The organism is Bacillus sp. PPSBB_2, assembly GCF_045291115.1.
GTDB lineage: Bacteria > Bacillota > Bacilli > Bacillales > Bacillaceae_G > Bacillus_A > Bacillus_A cereus.
This window is the reverse complement of the sequence record NZ_CP147983.1, coordinates 3,729,500-3,747,772: the sequence shown is the minus strand read 5'-3', so window position 1 is coordinate 3,747,772 and position 18,273 is coordinate 3,729,500. Positions and strand designations below refer to the sequence as shown.

Below are 18,273 nucleotides of genomic sequence, written 5' to 3'. Positions count from 1 at the left end.
AGAAAACTATGGCTGCACCTATAAAAATGATTCAAAAACAAGAATTAACTGAGGAAGAAATAAAACAGCAAAAGTTAGATGATTTAAAAGAGCTTCTAACTAATAATGAAGAAGCTCTAAATCAGGTGTTTAATATAGTAGGGGAATTAAATGACATTGGAATGCTAGAAGCTGCAAATTCAATGCTAAAAGCGAAAGAACCAATTGCGAAAATTGTTCTAGGTCAAGTAACTCGTGAGCCTGTTACAAATTTAATTAATAATATGATGGGCGCTGCAGGTGCGTTAACTGAACTTGACCCAGAACTTACGAAAAAGCTTATAGGTAGTTTATTAGTCGGGCTAGAAGAAGGTAATGAACATCTAGAAAGTAGTAAAAAAGTAGGGATATTCGATCTTATGAAAGTATTGAAAGACCCAGATATTAACCGTGCTATCGGGTTTGGGCTTCATTTCTTAAAAGGTATGGGGAAAGGGTTAAAAGACGAATAAACTTCATGAAGTGAACCTTTCCGCCCAAATATTTGTAGGAAATAGTTTGGGCGGAAGGCTCATTTTGGTAAAATATATAATAGAGTAAAATGAGGCTTTTGGGAGGTATAATTGTATGTCAAAAAAAGTACATGAATTTAATGATATGATACGAAAACTTCGAAAGGAACTTTTCGGAAAAGGACCAGAACGAATTCATACTGTTTTTGCGGAAAATATGGCTATAGCGACTCTTTATGGAAACTTAACACCTACTGAAAAATTTATTTCAAGTACGATGGACGGTGCGGAAATGGTTCATATGGCTAGAACGAAAATGATTCAAGAAGTGTATGCTGCGAATTCCCGTGAACATTTGGAGGAACTTGTTGGAGCGAAATTAGTGAATTTGTTTTCAGATATGAAAGTAGAAGAAGATATTGCAGTTTCTGTATTTGTTTTTGATAAAAATATAACGTGAGAGAAGGATACTGATCGTGAAATCGATACAGGTAGAAAGAGAAATCTTTCGTTATGAACAAGGAGCATTTAAACATATAGAGGACAGCATTGTAACAGAGTTTCCTGTTACCATTAAAATGAACGGACAGGAGTTTGTTACAATGGTTAGTACTCCAGAATATATAGAAGATATGGTAATAGGCTTCTTAGCGTCTGAAGGAATCATTCGGAAGTATGAAGATATTGATAGTGTATGGGTGCAGGAGAAAGAAGGATTTGTGCATGTAACAACGACAAAAGTAAATCCGTATTATGAACAAATGCAAAATAAACGCTATATTACGTCTTGTTGTGGTATGAGTAGGCAAGGGTTTGTTTTTGCAAATGATGCACTAAGTGCAAAAAAAATGAAGGGTGTCCATGTACAGGTTGCTGCCGATGATTGTTTTCGGTTAATGAAAGAAATGCAGCAATCTGCGGATACGTTTCATCGTACTGGTGGGGTTCATAATGCAACTTTATGTGATGTGAATGGTATTATTTTAAGCCGAATGGATATTGGTAGGCATAATGCACTAGACAAAATTTACGGTTATTGTTTAAGAAACGATATTTCTATAAAAGATAAAATCATTGTTTTTAGTGGTCGTATTTCTTCGGAAATATTATTGAAAGTTGCAAAAATCGGTTGTGAAATTATACTATCAAAATCAGCTCCAACTGAGTTAGCTTTGCAACTAGCGGAAGATTTAGGTATTACGACAATAGGATTTATTCGTAATCACTCCTTAAATGTATATACCCATCCAGAACGTGTTTTAAATATAAAATAAAAGTGAGGCAATGAAGATGAAATCAGTTACATTAGACAAGTTGCAACGTCCGTTAAAGGATTTACGTATTTCAGTTACTGATCGCTGTAATTTTCGCTGCCGATATTGTATGCCAGAAGAAATATTTGGTCCTGATTACTCGTTTTTGTCTAATGATAAAATTTTATCTTTTGATGAAATTGAAAGGATAACACGTATTTTCGTTTCTTTAGGTGTGAGAAAATTACGGATTACAGGCGGAGAACCGTTACTTCGAAGAGGGCTTCCAAAGCTTATTGAGCGCCTTAATAAAATTGATGGTGTAGAAGATATCGGTTTAACAACCAATGGATCGTTACTTAAAAAGTTTGCTCCTGATTTATATAAGGCGGGACTATCACGTGTAACAGTTAGCTTAGATTCCTTAGAAGAAGAGCGGTTTTTCTATTTAAATGGTAATAAGAGCAAAGTGCAAAGGGTTCTGGAAGGAATACAGGCTGCAGCTGAAGTTGGAATGAAAATTAAAATAAACATGGTCGTTCAAAAGGGAAAAAACGAACAGGACATTTTGCAGATGGCGCAATATTTTAAGGAAAATAAGCATATTCTTCGTTTTATTGAGTATATGGATGTTGGAAATTATAATGGTTGGGATTTAAAAGAGGTCGTCTCTAAACAAGAAATAGTAGATACGATTCATCAAGTTATGCCGTTAGAACGGATAGAAGCAAATTATTCTGGTGAAGTGGCTACTAGGTATCATTATATAGGAAGCGATGAGGAAATAGGTATTATTTCATCAGTAACAGATTCTTTTTGCTCATCATGTACGAGAGCTCGTATTTCTGCAGAAGGAAAATTATATACTTGCTTATTTGCTTCTAAAGGAAGTGATTTAAGAGAATTGCTTCGTTCTGAACATACAGATGAGGACATTACAGATGTAGTACGCGATATATGGAATAATAGGGAAGAGCGTTATTCAGATGAACGCTTAAATCATACAAATAAGAAAACAATACCTAAAATTGAAATGTCACATATCGGTGGTTAATATATAAAGCTAGCGTCATAGTGAAAAATGGAAAATTTACAAGAGTTGTGGATTTTCTATTTTATAGTAAAAGTGATGATTGATATCTCTGTAAAAGATGTGCAGAGAAATTAAGCAGCATTCAAAAACCTTTATTTTGAGAAGGTTTTTTGAAGCTGCTTTTTTATTTAGAGAAAATGGAGGAATGGGTAATGGCATTTCATAAGCCGGAACAAATTGCTGAGCTTGTCATTGAGGCCGGTGTTCAAAAAGTAAGACAGACATTGCCAGCGATGCTTATTCTCGGTTTTTTAGGAGGAGCGTTTATTGCGATAGGTTTTTTACTTAACATTCGAGTTTTAGGGAATTTACCTGAGCGCTGGGGAAGTCTAGTGAATGTTTTAGGAGGAGCAGTATTTCCTGTTGGACTCATGCTCGTAGTATTAGCAGGAGGAGAATTAATTACGGGAAATATGATGTCACTGTCTATGGCGCTTTATGCAAAGAAAATTACATTGATAAGTGTACTGAATAACTGGGTTTGGATTACTCTCATGAACTTTATTGGAGCAATTTTCGTTGCGTATTGCTTTGGACATCTTGGCGGATTAACAGAGGGAGAGTATTTAAATAAAACGGTAGCGATAGCGGAAGGGAAGTTACATGAATCATTTGGGAGAACTTTGATTTTAGCAATTGGTTGTAATTGGCTCGTTTGTCTTGCTCTTTGGCTCGCTTACGGGACGAGTGATTTTGTCGGGAAAATCATCGGAATTTGGATTCCAATTATGGCATTTGTAGTGATTGGATTTCAGCAAGTAGTAGCAAATATGTTTGTCATTTCCGCTGTTATTTTTGCTGGTCATCTAACGTGGATGGATCTGGCTAAAAATTTTGTTCCTGTTTTTATCGGAAATGTAATTGGAGGAGCTGGGTTTGTTGGTTTTGCTTACTTTGCTTGTTATCAGAAACAACATTCTAATATGAAATAGAGTTCTTGAGAGGAAGGGTATGTAATGGCTGATCGGTATTCACGACAACAGTTGTTCAAACCAATTGGGAGTAAAGGACAAGAAAAAATTCGAAATAAACATGTGTTAATTGTAGGGGCAGGCGCATTAGGAAGTGCAAGTGCCGAAAGTTTCGTACGTGCAGGTGTTGGCAAGTTGACGATTATCGATCGTGACTACGTTGAATGGAGTAATTTACAAAGGCAACAATTGTACTCTGAACAAGATGCGAGAGAGAAAATGCCGAAAGCAATTGCTGCAAAAAATCGGCTAGAACAAATTAATTCGGAAGTACAAATACATGCTTTCGTAATGGATGCAACTTCAGAAAATATGGAAGGTCTATTAAAAAATGTAGATGTAATCATTGATGCAACAGATAATTTTGATATTCGATTTGTAATAAATGATTTATCACAAAAACATAATATTCCGTGGGTATATGGTTCTTGCGTTGGATCATATGGTATGAGTTATATAATTATTCCGCAAGAGACACCGTGTTTACATTGTATGCTGAAAAATATCCCTGTTACAGGTGTGACGTGTGATACTGCTGGGATTATTAGCCCGACTGTTCAAATCGTCGCAGCATATCAAGTGGCAGAAGCGCTCAAAATTTTAGTGGAAGATTTCTCAGCAATTAGAAAAACATTTTTCATGTTTGATATATGGAGTAATCAAAATCATTTTATAAAATTAGGGAAAATAAAAACAGACGCTTGTCTCTCATGCGGTTTGAATCGAACTTATCCTTATTTATCATACGAAAATCAAACGAAAGCAGCTGTTTTATGCGGAAGAAATACAGTTCAAATTAGAACAGTAGACAATAGGAAATACAATTTTGATGATATAGAAAAAGTATTAAAAAAACTGGGAAAAGTAGATCGGAATCCGTATTTACTATCTTGCCAATTCGATGATTACCGCGTGGTTGTTTTTCGAGATGGTCGTGTTTTTATTCATGGTACAAATGATATTTCGAAAGCGAAACAACTATATTATCGCGTATTCGGTTAATAGAGAGGGTGTCAACAATGGAAAGAAGAGTGCCAATTACGGTTGAAGAAGCTGTTCGTAAAGTGCTGGGATTTGCTGATAAAGGCTTAAAGGAGCTATTACCAATTGAATTAGCTTATGGACGTATATTAGCGGAGGATTTAGTAGCTGACCATGATGTACCGTCATTTAATCGTTCGCCGTATGACGGATTTGCTATTCGAGCAGAAGATACTAATTTAGCAAGTTATAAAACGCCAATTGTATTTGAAGTAGTGGGTGAAATTGGTGCAGGATCGCTATTCCATGAGAAAGTAGGTCCGTTTCAAGCAGTTCGAATTATGACGGGAGCACAAATTCCGAATGAGTGTGATGCGGTTGTTATGTTAGAGCTGACTCGTCAATATGAGAAGAATGGCAACAATTATATGGAAGTGAAGCGATCATTCAAAACGGGCGACAATATTTCTTTTCAAGGTGAAGATGCTCGTAAAGGAACGGTTCTTGCAAAGAAAGGCTCGTACATTAATCCAGGTATTTCAGCTCTTCTTGCTACATTCGGTTATAGTGAAGTGCCAGTTGCGAGAAAGCCTGTAATTGGACTGTTAGCGACTGGGAGTGAATTGCTTGATGTCGATGATTCATTACAGCCAGGGAAAATCCGAAACAGTAATACGTATATGATATTGTCTCAAATTCGAAGAGCGGGCGGCAGAGTAAAATATTTTGGGAAGTTTAGTGATGATTTTAATACGTGTTTTACAGCTGTGAAAGAAGCGCTTGGCCAAGTAGATATGTTAATTACAACGGGCGGTGTATCAGTAGGAGATTATGATTATTTACCAGCTATTTACGAAAAGTTAGGTGCATCTGTTCTTTTTAATAAAGTTGCAATGCGACCAGGAAGTGTTACGACTGTAGCACAATTAAATGGCAAGTTATTATTTGGTTTATCAGGAAATCCATCCGCTTGTTACGTAGGGTTTGAATTATTCGTAAGACCGTGTATTCGGACGTATATGTTTAGTGAAAAAGTACATTTAAAAAGAGAAAAAGCGTTATTAGGAGAAGATTTTCTAAAACCGAATCCATTTACAAGATTTGTACGAGCAAAATTGCAATATGATGAGGGGAAATTAATCGCTTATCCATCAGGGTTTGATAAATCTAGCTCAGTTTCTTCATTGGCAGAATCAAATGCGTTTATCGTATTGCCGGGCGGGACAAGAGGATATAAAAAAGATATGTTTGTTGATGTTCTATTATTAGAAGATAACGAAGGTAGTGAATGGCCTTGGACATTTCATAAAGTGAGAGGTGGTTCTAATGAGACAAGCGCTATTTGAAATTGTAGATAATCCGATTTTAGTTGAAGAAGTAACGAATAAAGTCGCAAGAAGGGAAGCAGGTGCGATTACAACATTCATTGGTACGGTGAGAGAATTAACAAAAGGAAAACGAACGCTACATTTAGAGTATGAAGCATATAAACCGATGGCAGTAAAACAACTTATGAGAATTGGTGAAGAGATTAGTGAAAGATGGCCGGATGCAAAAGTAGCAATTACGCACCGTGTAGGGCGGCTAGAAATAATGGATATTGCGGTAGTCATTGCAGTTTCATCACCGCATCGTAAAGTAGCTTATGAAGCGAATGAGTACGCGATTGAACGTATAAAACGAATTGTTCCAATTTGGAAAAAAGAATTTTGGGAAGATGGAACGATGTGGATTGGAGATCAACTTGAAAACACACCATATCCAGAAGGAAAACCAAAGAAGGAAGAATGAGAAAATGATTACAATTTTATTATTTGCAAATTTGCGTGAGGAAGTTGGATCGGATCGATTAGTAATTTCAGAAAAGCAAGAAATGACAGTGCAGCAATTAAAAGAATGGCTCAAAGTCAGCTATTGTTTACAATCGCTGGATAAAGTGATGGTGGCTGTTAATGAGGAGCTTGTAATGAATGAAGAGATGATAAAGGCTGGAGATATAGTCGCATTAATCCCGCCCGTTAGCGGCGGGTAATAAGCTTTTTCACCAGATGAAGCGCCAAGAAGATGTTGTATATAAATTAGAATAAGAGAAGGGATGAGTTCCATGCTTACTCAAGAACAAATAATGAATGCATTAAAACATGTAGAGGACCCAGAGTTACACAAAAGTGTTGTAGAATTAAATATGGTTAGAAATGTACAAATGAACGGAACAGAGGTTAAACTTGAAGTAGTACTAACAATCCAAGGTTGTCCGTTAAAAGCAAAAATTCAACAAGATATTGAAGAATCACTTCACGCAATTGGTGCTTCTAAAGTGGATGTAACATTTGGTTCTATGACACAAGAAGAACGTGCAGCTTTAACAGAGAAGTTAAAGAAAAATACTAGAACAAAAACTGGTATGCCGAGCATGCTTCGCCCGGATTCAGGAGTACGTTTTATTACTGTAACGAGTGGAAAAGGCGGAGTTGGAAAATCAACGGTGACAATTAATCTTGCAACTGCACTAGCTCGTATGGGCAAGAAAGTGGGGATATTAGATGCAGATATATATGGTTTTAGTATTCCAGCTATGATGGAAACGAATACGAAACCAACGATGATTGATCAAACGGCAATTCCAGTCATTAGTCACGGTGTTAAAATCATGTCGATGGGATTTTTTACAGAAGGAAATAACCCAGTTATGTGGCGCGGACCGATGCTAAATAAATGGATTCAAAATTTCCTTGCGAATACGCACTGGGGAGAATTAGATTATTTATTACTTGATTTACCACCAGGTACAGGAGATGTTGCGATTGATGTTGCAGCGATGATTCCGCAAGCGAAAGAAATAATTGTTACAACTCCGCACAATGTAGCTTCATTCGTTGCTTCAAGAGTCGGTGTAATGGCAAAACATACGAAGCATGAGATTTTAGGTATTGTGGAAAATATGGCTTATTATGAAGAGCAAGATGGATCGAAAAATTATCTCTTCGGAAAAGGCGGCGGCGAAATGCTTGCAGAACAATTGCAAGCAGAAGTAATTGCCAAGATACCTTTTGCAAAACGTGAAGAAAATAATGGTTCATCTGTATATGATGACGATTCTCTTGTTGGAGAAGTGTTTACATCGTTAGCTGAGGATATTATTTATAGAGGATAGAGGGGGAAGTTTAGTATGGCATGTAACATTGATCATTCTATTGAAGATGTGATGAATAAGCTTGAAAGTCAAAAGAATTTTTTACCTGAAGGGATCTTTAAAGAGTTAAAGAGTTTTTTGCAAGGTATTCATTCGCAGAAATTATTAAATGATGTTTTTCACCTCCTAAAAAAGTATGATTTAGTCAGTGAGGAAGAACGAGAGACGAGAAACGCACAATTGTTGTACATTTTGAATTAAGTACTCTTTGGCTTTAGAATTTTTTCAGAAGGGGTGAATGTGATGGATATGAAAAAGATGATTGAAACGATAGAAGTAACTAGAATGACTGACGAGGAATTATCGATTTCGAATTTACATCCAAAGCTTGTGAAGTTGTATAGTCAAAAAGATAGTGCAGAGTACACGAAGCTATTAAAATATATTTTATCATTATCCGTACAGCTGAAGCTGAATCTTGTATTGAAATATTTTGGTGTACGTCCCATTGTTGCTGTAGACGAGCGGGGGCAATTTCAAGAGATATTTAAATGCTTAGCTAAGAAAGATGAGAATGGGGAATGGTTTCTAAATTTTGTTTCTTTATATGTAGGGCTAATTGTAGTTCTTCGTTTTGATGAGAAAGTGATTGAGAGCAATTTTTTTGATGATATGGTAGTGGATGAATGTAATGAAATATAAGATTCTGCTCATAACATTTTTCTATATTAAATGCTTTAACTGCGATTTTAGTTGGTTATGTAAATATGAAGGTAGCTAATTAAGAAAAAGGAATGAAACTAGTTGGATAAAAAGAGTTCTTCAGTTGTTTCCGTCGTTTTTTCGTGTTACTATTAATCGAATTTTTCATAAGGAGAGAAAGCGATGAAATGGATTTATTTTCTTATTATTAACGTTATAGCTTTTAGCCTTATGGGGCTTGATAAACGAAAAGCAAAGAAGAAACAGTGGAGAACGCCAGAAAGTACTTTGTTTTTATCGGCGGCAGCTGGAGGAGCAGTTGGAGCTTGGATCGGCATGTATATGTTTCATCATAAAACTCATAAAAAGAAATTTGTTTTCGGCATACCGTTACTTGTTGTAATAACGGTATGTTTATTATTCGTTGTATGAGAAATGTCGAAAGAAATGCAGATTGATTATTGGTAAAGTGAGCATGTGAGACCGTATAATGGAGAAAAAATGAGAAGAGGAGAAAAAGGAAGATGGGGAGTCAATCAGCAGAGCAAAAAAAAGGGATACTATATGCGGCTGGTGCTTATACGATGTGGGGAATTCTACCGATTTATTGGAAATGGGTTGAGGAAGTTCCAGCAGATGAAATATTAGCACACCGCATCGTTTGGGCATTTGTTTTTATGTTACTCGTATTAGGTGTTACGAAGAGGTTTCGCCAGTTTATTGGGGAATTTGTGAATCTTTTTAAACGACCTAAATTATTAATGTCATTAACAATAGCTTCAGTCTTGATTAGCGGAAACTGGTTTGTTTACATATGGGCCGTTAATCATAATCATGTTATTGAAGCGAGTCTTGGCTATTATATTAATCCGCTTATTAGTATTTTACTTGGTACAGTCGTTTTAAAGGAAAAGTTAAACTTTTGGCAATATGTTGCAGTTGGTTTAGCAGGAGTAGGGGTTGTCATTTTAACAGTACGTTTCGGATCTATTCCGTGGGTTTCTCTTTCACTTGCCTTTTCATTTGGATTATACGGATTAACGAAAAAACTGTTAAACTATGATGCCACAATTGGACTTACGATGGAAACGATGTTAGTGACGCCGTTTGCAATCATTTATCTTGTTATGACAGGAGCACATGGTTTCGGCTCATTTGGATCTATTTCAATGTTATCAACGTTACTTTTAATAGGAGCAGGTATTGTAACGGCATTACCACTATTTTATTTTGCAAAAGGAGCACAACTTATTCCGCTTTATATGGTGGGATTTTTACAATATATTGCGCCAACAATTAGCTTAATTTTAGGTGTATTTGTATTTGGTGAACATTTCACATCTACACATATGATTGCATTTTTCTGTATATGGGTTGCTTTATTTGTATTCTCGGTAGCGAAGACAAAGTTTTTAGTGCAGAAACAACCGAAATTTATAAAAAATAAATCAGCAAAAGTATCATAATGCGTAGTATTTTCTACGCATTTTTCTTTATACTGATACTATATAGGATTTCCATCATAGCTAGTAGGGAGCTGAGAACATGGAAACAATTTTACATAATGATCCGCTTATGGCCGCTGTAATTTCATGGTTTTTAGCACAATTAACGAAAGTAGTCTTTAAATTAGTCAAAACGGGTGAATTTGATTTTGCAAAGTTTTTCGCTTCAGGTGGGATGCCGAGTTCTCATGCTTCAACTGTTACAGCACTTGCTACAGGAGTTGGGGTAGTAGAAGGTGTGGAAAGCTCGATGTTTGCGGTTGCTACTATTTTTGCCATTATTGTTATGTATGATGCTTCAGGAGTAAGGCTTGCAGTAAGTAAACAAGCAAAAATATTGAATGATTTTTTTCACGGTAGAGAAACAGAATATAAGAAGTTAAATGAACTTGTTGGGCATACACCGTATGAAGTAGTAGTCGGTGCTTTATTAGGGATTATTGTCGGAGTAGGGTATTGTTTATGAGCAGAACATTTTATATGTTCTGCTTTTCTTTGTTTTTATACATATTCAGCTACCTTTTTGAATATCGTTATACGGATTTCGAAAGGGTGGGTGAGCAACTTGTTATTATATGAAAAAGTGCATGAAGAAATAGCGAGAAGAACAACTGCACTTCAAACAATGCAACGGCAAGATGGTACGTGGCGGTTTTGTTTTGAAGGAGCGCCACTAACAGATTGTCATATGATTTTTTTATTAAAATTATTAGGTAAAGATAAAGAGATAGAACCGTTTGTAAAAAGATTAGCATCACTCCAAACAAATGAAGGAACATGGAAATTGTATGAAGATGAAGTGGGTGGTAATTTATCTGCTACAATTCAATCTTATGCTGCCTTACTTGCATCGGAAAAATATACAAAAGAAGATGCGAATATGAAGCGAGCGGAAATGTTTATAAATGAGCGCGGTGGGGTAGCGCGTGCTCATTTTATGACGAAGTTTTTATTAGCGATTCATGGAGAATATGAATATCCTTCTCTCTTTCATTTGCCAACACCAATTATGTTTCTGCAGAATGATTCCCCTCTCAGTATTTTTGAACTGAGTAGCTCAGCACGTATTCATTTAATTCCGATGATGTTGTGTTTAAATAAAAGATTCCGAGTAGGGAAAAAGTTATTGCCAAATTTAAATCACATTGCAGGCGGGGGCGGAGAATGGTTTCGGGAGGATCGGTCTCCAGTTTTTCAAACGTTAGTAAGTGACGTGAAGAAAATTATAACGTATCCACTTTCTTTGCATCATAAAGGATATGAGGAAGTAGAACGTTTTATGAAAGGGCGTATTGATGAAAATGGAACATTATATAGCTACGCAACTGCCTCGTTTTATATGATTTATGCTTTACTTGCATTAGGACATTCTATTCAATCACCAATTATTCAAAAAGCTATAACGGGAATCACATCTTATATATGGAAGATGGAGAGAGGGAGCCATTTGCAAAACTCTCCATCAACTGTATGGGATACAGCTTTACTCAGTTATGCTTTGCAAGAAGCTCAAGTTCCGAAAGCAAGTAAAGTGATTCACAATGCATCAGCATATTTATTAAGAAAACAGCAAACGAAGAAAGTAGATTGGAGTGTACATGCACCGGATCTCTTCCCAGGTGGTTGGGGCTTTTCGGATGTGAATACGACGATTCCAGATATTGATGATACAACTGCTGCGTTAAGAGCATTGGCGCGAAGTAGAGGGAACGAAAATGTAGACACTGCTTGGAAGCGAGCGGTTAATTGGGTTAAAGGATTGCAAAATAATGATGGTGGTTGGGGGGCTTTTGAAAAAGGGGTAACGAGCCGTATATTAGCAAATTTACCAATCGAAAATGCAAGTGATATGATTACAGATCCTTCTACACCAGATATTACAGGAAGAGTATTAGAATTTTTCGGAACGTATACGCAAAATGAATTGCCCGAGAAACAAAAACAAAGTGCGATAAATTGGTTAATGAATGTACAAGAGGAAAATGGATCGTGGTATGGGAAATGGGGAATTTGTTATATATATGGTACGTGGGCAGTGTTGACTGGTTTACGGTCACTAGGAATACCATCTAGCGATCCATCAGTGAAACGAGCAGCTTTATGGCTTGAACATATACAGCATGAAGATGGTGGCTGGGGAGAATCTTGCCAAAGTAGTGTGGAAAAAAGATTTGTTACTTTGCCATTTAGTACACCATCCCAAACAGCATGGGCGTTAGATGCCCTCATTTCTTACTATGATAAAGAAACGCCAGTTATTCGAAAAGGTATTTCATATTTGCTCTCCAACTCTTATATAAATGAAAAATATCCTACTGGAACAGGTTTACCAGGTGGGTTTTATATTCGTTATCATAGTTATGCTCATATATATCCGTTGCTTACTTTGGCTCATTATGCAAAAAAATATAGAAAATAAACCGAGAGATGTCTCTCGGTTTATTTTGTTGGGTAGTAGGTCCCTTTTGAAAAGAATAAGGTTGTGATGTACCTTATTTTTCGGTTGATTGGCGCTTTTGACGTGCATCAGCGGCATTTGCACGTGCGTTTGCTTCTAAGTCATTGTGGTCAGCAAGTTCGCGAGAGAACTCAACATCAATGCCATCCGTTGCTTTGCTTTGTTTGAAATTCTTTTTGTTCATTCGACACAATCTCCTTGCGTTTATGCGACGTTGCAAAGTTAGTTTGACACAAATAGACTTTTTTATACAAAGAGGAATTGGAAAGCAAGGAGCCGAAATATACAGTATAAGTAATAGAAATGGGGGATAGGAATGGAGTTTTTAAATGGGAAAACAGCTGTTGTAACAGGAGCTGCACAGGGAATTGGAAAAGAGATTGCAAGGGTTTATGCAAAACTAGGGGCGAAAGTATTAATTAGCGATGTAAATGAAGAGAATCTACAAAAAACGACACATGAGTTATCAGATGAAGGATATGAAGTGTGCTCATATCGATGTGATGTGAGTAATCAAAATGAAGCAAAGTCGTTAATTGAATATGCGGTTCAAAAATTTGGTACATTACATATTTTGGTGAATAATGCTGGAATTACAAGAGACGCAATGTTACATAAAATGGAGAAGTCTGCTTGGGAACAAGTATTACAAGTGAATTTAACTGGAGTTTTTTATTGTATGCAACCCGCGCTTCTTTACATGAGACAACAAGGGTATGGACGCATTATTAATATATCTTCAATTAGTAGAGAAGGAAACATAGGTCAAGCAAATTATGCGGCTACAAAGGCAGGAGTTGTAGGATTAACGAAAACAGCAGCGAAAGAAGTTGGAAGTTTCGGTATTACTTGTAATGCGATTTGTCCGGGGTTTATGGATACAGATATGACCAAAACGATACCAAATAAAGTGAAAGAAAAGATGGTTGGCGCTATTCCAGTTGGTAGAATTGGAACGCCAGAAGATATTGCGAACGCAGCAGCCTTTTTAGCATCAGAATACGCATCTTATATTACAGGTGAAGTATTAAATGTGAGCGGAGGACTGCAAGTTTAAAGGAATACATAATGAAAAGAACCTGACCAGGTAGGTCAGGTTCTTTCTCATTAATTTAAGTTAAGCCAAACGCTCTTTACTTCTGTATAGTTATTTAATGCGTAAGATCCCATTTCACGGCCAAGACCAGATTGTTTAAATCCTCCAAATGGAGATGCTGCATCAAAGACGTTATAACAGTTTACCCATACTGTACCTGCACGTACTTTACTTGCAACATAGTGTGCTGTTTTAACATTTTCTGTCCACACACCAGCCGCTAAGCCGAATTGTGATTTATTTGCACGTTCAATTACTTCGTCAATATCGTTAAACGGTATTGCAGAAATAACTGGACCGAAAATTTCTTCTTTTGCGATCGTCATTTCATCATTTACGTCAGCGAATACTGTAGGAGAAACGAAGTAGCCTTGATCGAATGGATTACTTCCTCCGCAAAGTACTTCAGCGCCTTCTTCAATCCCTTTTTCAATGTAGCCCATTACACGTTTTTGTTGTTCTTCGGAAACGAGAGGGCCAATTGTTGTTTCAGGGTTAAGACCGACACCTTGATTTAGTTTTTTAGAATAGAGGACGAGATCAGCCATGACATTATCATACATTTTCTTCGGAACAAATAAGCGTGATCCAGCAGAGCATACTTGTCCTTGGTTAAACATAACACCAGAAAGTGCACCAGGAATCGCGCGAGATAAATCAGCATCTGGCAATATGATATTTGGTGATTTACCGCCTAATTCAAGTGTAACGCGTTTTAATGTTTCGGATGCTTGTCGCATAATTTGTTTACCGACAGGAGTAGAACCGGTAAATGCAATTTTGTCAACGAGTGGATGATTAACGAGAGCTTGTCCAGCTGATTCACCGAATCCAGGTACGATATTAATAACACCTTTCGGGAATCCAGCTTCTTCAATTAATTCAGCTAAGTATAGAGCAGATAGTGGAGTTTGTTCTGCAGGTTTTAAAACGATTGTACATCCTGTAGCAAGCGCTGCTCCCATTTTCCACATTGCCATAAGAAGCGGGAAGTTCCAAGGGATAATTTGACCAACGACACCAACAGCTTCATGGCGTGTATAGTTAAAGTAATCACCGGAAACAGGAATTGTTTGACCAACGATTTTCGTAGCCCAACCAGCGTAATAGCGCATATGCTCAATTGCAAGTGGTATGTCTGCTGCCATTGTTTCACGGATTGGCTTTCCGTTATCTAATGTTTCGAGCTGTGCAAGCTCTTCTTTATGTTCTTCCATTAAATCTGCTAACTTGTACATGAGACGGCTTCGCTCAGCGGTGCTCATACGAGACCAAGGACCTTCGTCAAAAGCCATACGAGCTGCGACTACAGCTTTATGAATATCTTCGCGACCAGCTTCAGAAACGACGGCAAGAGTTTCACCAGTTGCTGGGTTAGGTGTTTTAAATGTTTTACCGGAAGCGCTTTCGATGAAAGATCCATTCACATATAACTTTTTTGTACCTTGAAGAAATTTCTCTACCTTTTCACGAAGATTTACAGCTAGTTGACTCATTTGTATAACCCCCTTGAAAATATAATGTAAACGCAGTACGAGACGGCGCTTATTCCGAAATCAAGGATGTGGAAACTAGATGGAAAGCCTCTAATTAAAATCATAATTAAGAAATACTGAAAATTCAAATTTCATTTGTGTTACAATTGTAAAAAATATGTAATGTAAGAGAAGCTTCTATATGATTATAAAAAATCCTGCTTGTTTTTGCTTTCTAGTAGGAAAAACTAGAAGAACAATGGTACAATAATACATCGTGAGAGGAGGGGTAAAAATGAAAGATTATCATGATGATCCACGCTTTCGAATAGCCCATAGAGAAGCGTTAATTGGTCTTGGACTTGCTATTATTAATTTTATAATATGGTACGGATTTGCTTATGGGCTTGGTAGTAAAAATCCGAATGAATATACATATGTATTAGGTTTTCCCGCATGGTTTTTTTATAGCTGTATCGTTGGATTTATCGTTATGGTTATTTTACTTAGTTTAGTTGTTCGTTTTGTATTTCAAGATATTTCACTCGATGAGGAAGAAAAAAGTGAGGAATAATAGATGAATTGGTATGTAATCATTCCAATGATAATTTCGTTTATCGTTGTATTTTTAATTGGTGTATATGCTTCAAGACGTGTGCAAGCAACTGCTCATAATAAATTTTTACAAGAATATTTTCTTGGTGGGCGTGAGCTAGGCGGTTTATTATTAGCGATGACAATGATTGCTACGTACGGTAGTGCAAGTAGCTTTATTGGTGGCCCTGGTATTGCTTACAATATGGGGCTTGGATGGGTACTGTTATCTGCGATTCAAGTTGTAACAGGCTATATCGTTTTAACGGTTATCGGTAAAAAGTTTGCAATTATCGCTAGGAAGATGGAAGCAATTACTCTTATCGATTATTTAAAAGGGAGATACAATAATAAAGCAGTTGTTATACTTTCTGCGTTATGTATTATTATCTTTTTATTTTCAGCGACAGTAGCCCAGTGGGTCGGTGGTGGACGATTAATCGAGTCACTAACGGGTCTATCGTATACAACAGCACTATTTTTATTTACTTTTTCTGTACTTGTGTACGTATTAATTGGTGGATTTCGTGCAGTTGCTCTATCAGATACATTATTAGGAATCATTATGTTAGTTGGAACGACAATCATTTTAATTGCTACTGTCATTGCTGGTGGTGGAATTGAAAAGATTATGCAGGAACTTGTTCAAATTAATCCAAAGTTAATTACACCATTCGGAGCAGATGGCAGTTTAACGAAATCATATGTTACATCATTTTGGATTTTAATTGGAATTGGCGTTGTCGGCTTACCGCAAATTAGCGTGCGTGCCATGTCTTATAAAAATTCAAAAGCGATGCATCAAGCTTTAATAATTGGAACCGTTGTCGTTGGCACAATTATGATCGGTATGCATTTAACTGGTGTATTTGCAAGAGTAGTACTTCCAGGTATAACGGTACCAGATAAAGTAATGCCGCTACTTGCGATGGAAGTGTTACCTCCTTGGTTAGCTGGAGTTTTCTTAGCTGCACCGATGGCAGCGATTATGTCTACAGTAAACTCTTTATTATTACTTGTAAGCTCGTCAATTATTAAAGATATATACGTAAATTACATAAATAAAGATGCAGCAGACAGTACGATAAAAAAAGGAAGTTTATGGATTACTGGTATTGTAGGACTACTCGTTTATGCAGCGGCGATTAAACCACCAGATTTTTTAATATGGCTAAATTTATTTTCTTTCGGTGGATTAGAAGCAGCATTCATTTGGCCAATCGTATTAGGGTTATATTGGAGGAAAGGAAATGCTACAGGAGCGCTTGCGTCTATTTTAGTTGGGGTAGGCTCATATATGTGTATTCATCTTTTCTATCCAAATCCATTCGGTATACATACAGTTGTCTTCCCGATTTGTTTTGCGTTTATCGCTTATGTTATTGGAAGTATGAGTGCTGTAAAAAAAACAGTATAGGTTAGCTGAAGAACGTAGTCCTTATAAGACTGCGTTTTTTCTTATGAATTTGTTCTTTTTTTATTCTGTATATCCACGGTTATTCATAAATTAATAACAACTGAGGGGATGGAGTTGAGGTCGATGAAAAAAGTGTTATTTTTAGGAGACCCAGGAATTGATGACTCTTTAGCAATTATGTATGGATTGTTGCATCCTGATATTGATATTGTTGGTGTAGTAACGGGATATGGAAATGTAACACAAGAAAAGGCGACAAGTAATGCCGCATATTTATTGCAAATGGCAGGACGGGAAGATATACCTGTTATTAATGGTGCGAAAATTCCTTTATCCGGAGATATTACGACGTATTATCCAGAAATTCATGGGACAGACGGTTTAGGGCCAATTAAACCTCCAAAAACTTTTTCACCAAATATAAAGCCTTTTTGTACATTTTTTGATCTTCTTGAAAAATATAAAGGAGAATTAATAATAGTCGATGCTGGTAGATCAACAACATTAGCGACAGCATTTATTTTAGAAAAGCCGATGATGAAGTATGTGAAAGAATATTATATAATGGGCGGTGCTTTCTTAATGCCTGGCAATGTAACACCAGTCGCAGAGGCGAATTTTCATGGTGATCCCATTGCGTCACAATTAGTTATGCAAAATGCCAAAAATGTGACATTAGTGCCACTTAACGTTACATCTGAAGCAATTATTACACCGGAAATGGTAAAATATATTACGAAACACTCTAAAACGAGTTTTAATAAGTTAATCGAGCCGATATTTACGTATTATTATAAAGCATATAAAAAGTTAAACCCGAAAATAACAGGTAGTCCAGTACATGACGTCGTTACAATGATGGTTGCGGCAAATCCATCCATTTTAGATTATGTATATCGTCGTGTCGATGTAGATACAGTTGGAATTGCAAAAGGAGAGAGTATTGCTGATTTTCGGCCTCAACCTGATGCAAAAGCATTAAAAAATTGGGTGCGAATTGGTTGGTCGTTACATTATAAAAAGTTTCTTGAGGATTTTGTGAAATTTATGACGTAGACATAATAGGAGCATACAAGTTAAAATAATGGAGATGGTTATTTAAAT

Annotated in this window: 22 protein-coding genes; 20 read left to right on the top strand and 2 right to left on the bottom strand. The window is 36.6% G+C overall.

From position 1 onward, the window contains the following. Positions 1-8: 8 nt before the first annotated feature. The 16 genes from V6946_RS18595 (at position 9) to V6946_RS18520 (ending at position 12,548) form a co-directional block, all read left to right on the top strand. On the top strand, positions 9-491 hold the full coding sequence (locus tag V6946_RS18595; RefSeq protein WP_006922604.1) for a DUF1641 domain-containing protein: 483 nt from the start codon (positions 9-11) through the stop codon (positions 489-491). A 115-nt stretch (positions 492-606) separates the two neighbouring features. Further along, entirely contained in the window at positions 607-951 is a 345-nt protein-coding gene (locus tag V6946_RS18590) for a DUF2294 domain-containing protein (protein WP_000039582.1), read from the top strand. Between the two features lie 16 nt (positions 952-967). Further along, positions 968-1,765, top strand: a complete 798-nt coding sequence (gene fdhD, locus V6946_RS18585) for a formate dehydrogenase accessory sulfurtransferase FdhD (protein WP_006922606.1) — start codon at positions 968-970, stop codon at positions 1,763-1,765. Positions 1,766-1,781: 16 nt separating this feature from the next. Further along, the gene (moaA, locus tag V6946_RS18580; protein ID WP_366981676.1) at positions 1,782-2,798 is read left to right on the top strand and encodes a GTP 3',8-cyclase MoaA; all 1,017 of its coding nucleotides are present in this window, start codon (positions 1,782-1,784) and stop codon (positions 2,796-2,798) included. 191 nt (positions 2,799-2,989) lie between these two features. Continuing rightward, complete coding sequence (locus V6946_RS18575; RefSeq protein WP_000863998.1) at positions 2,990-3,769, top strand: formate/nitrite transporter family protein; 780 nt, start codon at positions 2,990-2,992, stop codon at positions 3,767-3,769. Between the two features lie 24 nt (positions 3,770-3,793). Continuing rightward, on the top strand, positions 3,794-4,810 hold the full coding sequence (locus V6946_RS18570; protein WP_000785260.1) for a molybdopterin-synthase adenylyltransferase MoeB: 1,017 nt from the start codon (positions 3,794-3,796) through the stop codon (positions 4,808-4,810). 17 nt (positions 4,811-4,827) lie between these two features. Then, positions 4,828-6,135, top strand: a complete 1,308-nt coding sequence (gene glp, locus V6946_RS18565; protein WP_406622086.1) for a gephyrin-like molybdotransferase Glp — start codon at positions 4,828-4,830, stop codon at positions 6,133-6,135. Continuing rightward, on the top strand, positions 6,116-6,580 hold the full coding sequence (moaE, locus tag V6946_RS18560) for a molybdopterin synthase catalytic subunit MoaE (RefSeq protein ID WP_001248111.1): 465 nt from the start codon (positions 6,116-6,118) through the stop codon (positions 6,578-6,580). The genes glp and moaE overlap by 20 nt, the downstream gene beginning before the upstream one ends. Before the next feature lie 4 nt (positions 6,581-6,584). After that, positions 6,585-6,821, top strand: a complete 237-nt coding sequence (gene moaD, locus V6946_RS18555; RefSeq protein WP_000628503.1) for a molybdopterin converting factor subunit 1 — start codon at positions 6,585-6,587, stop codon at positions 6,819-6,821. A gap of 72 nt (positions 6,822-6,893) precedes the next feature. Continuing rightward, positions 6,894-7,943 (top strand): P-loop NTPase, encoded by a 1,050-nt coding sequence (locus V6946_RS18550; RefSeq protein ID WP_366981677.1) that lies wholly within the window; start codon positions 6,894-6,896, stop codon positions 7,941-7,943. Positions 7,944-7,958: 15 nt separating this feature from the next. Further along, positions 7,959-8,183, top strand: a complete 225-nt coding sequence (locus V6946_RS18545; RefSeq protein WP_000752375.1) for a hypothetical protein — start codon at positions 7,959-7,961, stop codon at positions 8,181-8,183. Between the two features lie 42 nt (positions 8,184-8,225). Further along, positions 8,226-8,624: a hypothetical protein gene (locus V6946_RS18540; protein WP_366981678.1), complete on the top strand. Its 399-nt coding sequence runs from the start codon at positions 8,226-8,228 to the stop codon at positions 8,622-8,624. Positions 8,625-8,807: 183 nt separating this feature from the next. Next, positions 8,808-9,056 carry a DUF1294 domain-containing protein gene (locus tag V6946_RS18535; protein ID WP_000871349.1) on the top strand — a complete coding sequence of 83 codons (249 nt, stop codon included), beginning with the start codon at positions 8,808-8,810 and terminating at the stop codon, positions 9,054-9,056. Positions 9,057-9,148: 92 nt separating this feature from the next. Beyond that, entirely contained in the window at positions 9,149-10,090 is a 942-nt protein-coding gene (gene rarD / locus V6946_RS18530) for an EamA family transporter RarD (RefSeq protein WP_000535541.1), read from the top strand. Between the two features lie 79 nt (positions 10,091-10,169). Next, positions 10,170-10,595: a divergent PAP2 family protein gene (locus V6946_RS18525; RefSeq protein ID WP_000447820.1), complete on the top strand. Its 426-nt coding sequence runs from the start codon at positions 10,170-10,172 to the stop codon at positions 10,593-10,595. 99 nt (positions 10,596-10,694) lie between these two features. After that, positions 10,695-12,548: a prenyltransferase/squalene oxidase repeat-containing protein gene (locus V6946_RS18520; RefSeq protein ID WP_006922609.1), complete on the top strand. Its 1,854-nt coding sequence runs from the start codon at positions 10,695-10,697 to the stop codon at positions 12,546-12,548. A gap of 73 nt (positions 12,549-12,621) precedes the next feature. Here V6946_RS18520 and V6946_RS18515 read toward each other — a convergent pair whose 3' ends face one another. Next, on the bottom strand, positions 12,622-12,771 hold the full coding sequence (locus tag V6946_RS18515) for a YfhD family protein (RefSeq protein ID WP_001035815.1): 150 nt from the start codon (positions 12,769-12,771) through the stop codon (positions 12,622-12,624). A 132-nt stretch (positions 12,772-12,903) separates the two neighbouring features. Here V6946_RS18515 and fabG point away from each other — a divergent pair, with 132 nt between their 5' ends. Then, positions 12,904-13,644, top strand: a complete 741-nt coding sequence (fabG, locus tag V6946_RS18510) for a 3-oxoacyl-ACP reductase FabG (protein ID WP_000395036.1) — start codon at positions 12,904-12,906, stop codon at positions 13,642-13,644. Positions 13,645-13,694: 50 nt separating this feature from the next. Here fabG and dhaS read toward each other — a convergent pair whose 3' ends face one another. Continuing rightward, positions 13,695-15,179: an aldehyde dehydrogenase DhaS gene (dhaS, locus tag V6946_RS18505; protein ID WP_006922610.1), complete on the bottom strand. Its 1,485-nt coding sequence runs from the start codon at positions 15,177-15,179 to the stop codon at positions 13,695-13,697. A gap of 274 nt (positions 15,180-15,453) precedes the next feature. Between dhaS and V6946_RS18500 the strand changes: the two genes are divergently transcribed. The 3 genes from V6946_RS18500 to V6946_RS18490 all read left to right on the top strand — a co-directional run bounded on the left by V6946_RS18500 (position 15,454) and on the right by V6946_RS18490 (position 18,225). Continuing rightward, complete coding sequence (locus V6946_RS18500; RefSeq protein WP_000656239.1) at positions 15,454-15,732, top strand: YhdT family protein; 279 nt, start codon at positions 15,454-15,456, stop codon at positions 15,730-15,732. Positions 15,733-15,735: 3 nt separating this feature from the next. Then, entirely contained in the window at positions 15,736-17,169 is a 1,434-nt protein-coding gene (panF, locus tag V6946_RS18495; protein ID WP_001104820.1) for a sodium/pantothenate symporter, read from the top strand. Between the two features lie 123 nt (positions 17,170-17,292). Beyond that, on the top strand, positions 17,293-18,225 hold the full coding sequence (locus V6946_RS18490) for a nucleoside hydrolase (RefSeq protein ID WP_000756457.1): 933 nt from the start codon (positions 17,293-17,295) through the stop codon (positions 18,223-18,225). Positions 18,226-18,273: the final 48 nt, after the last annotated feature.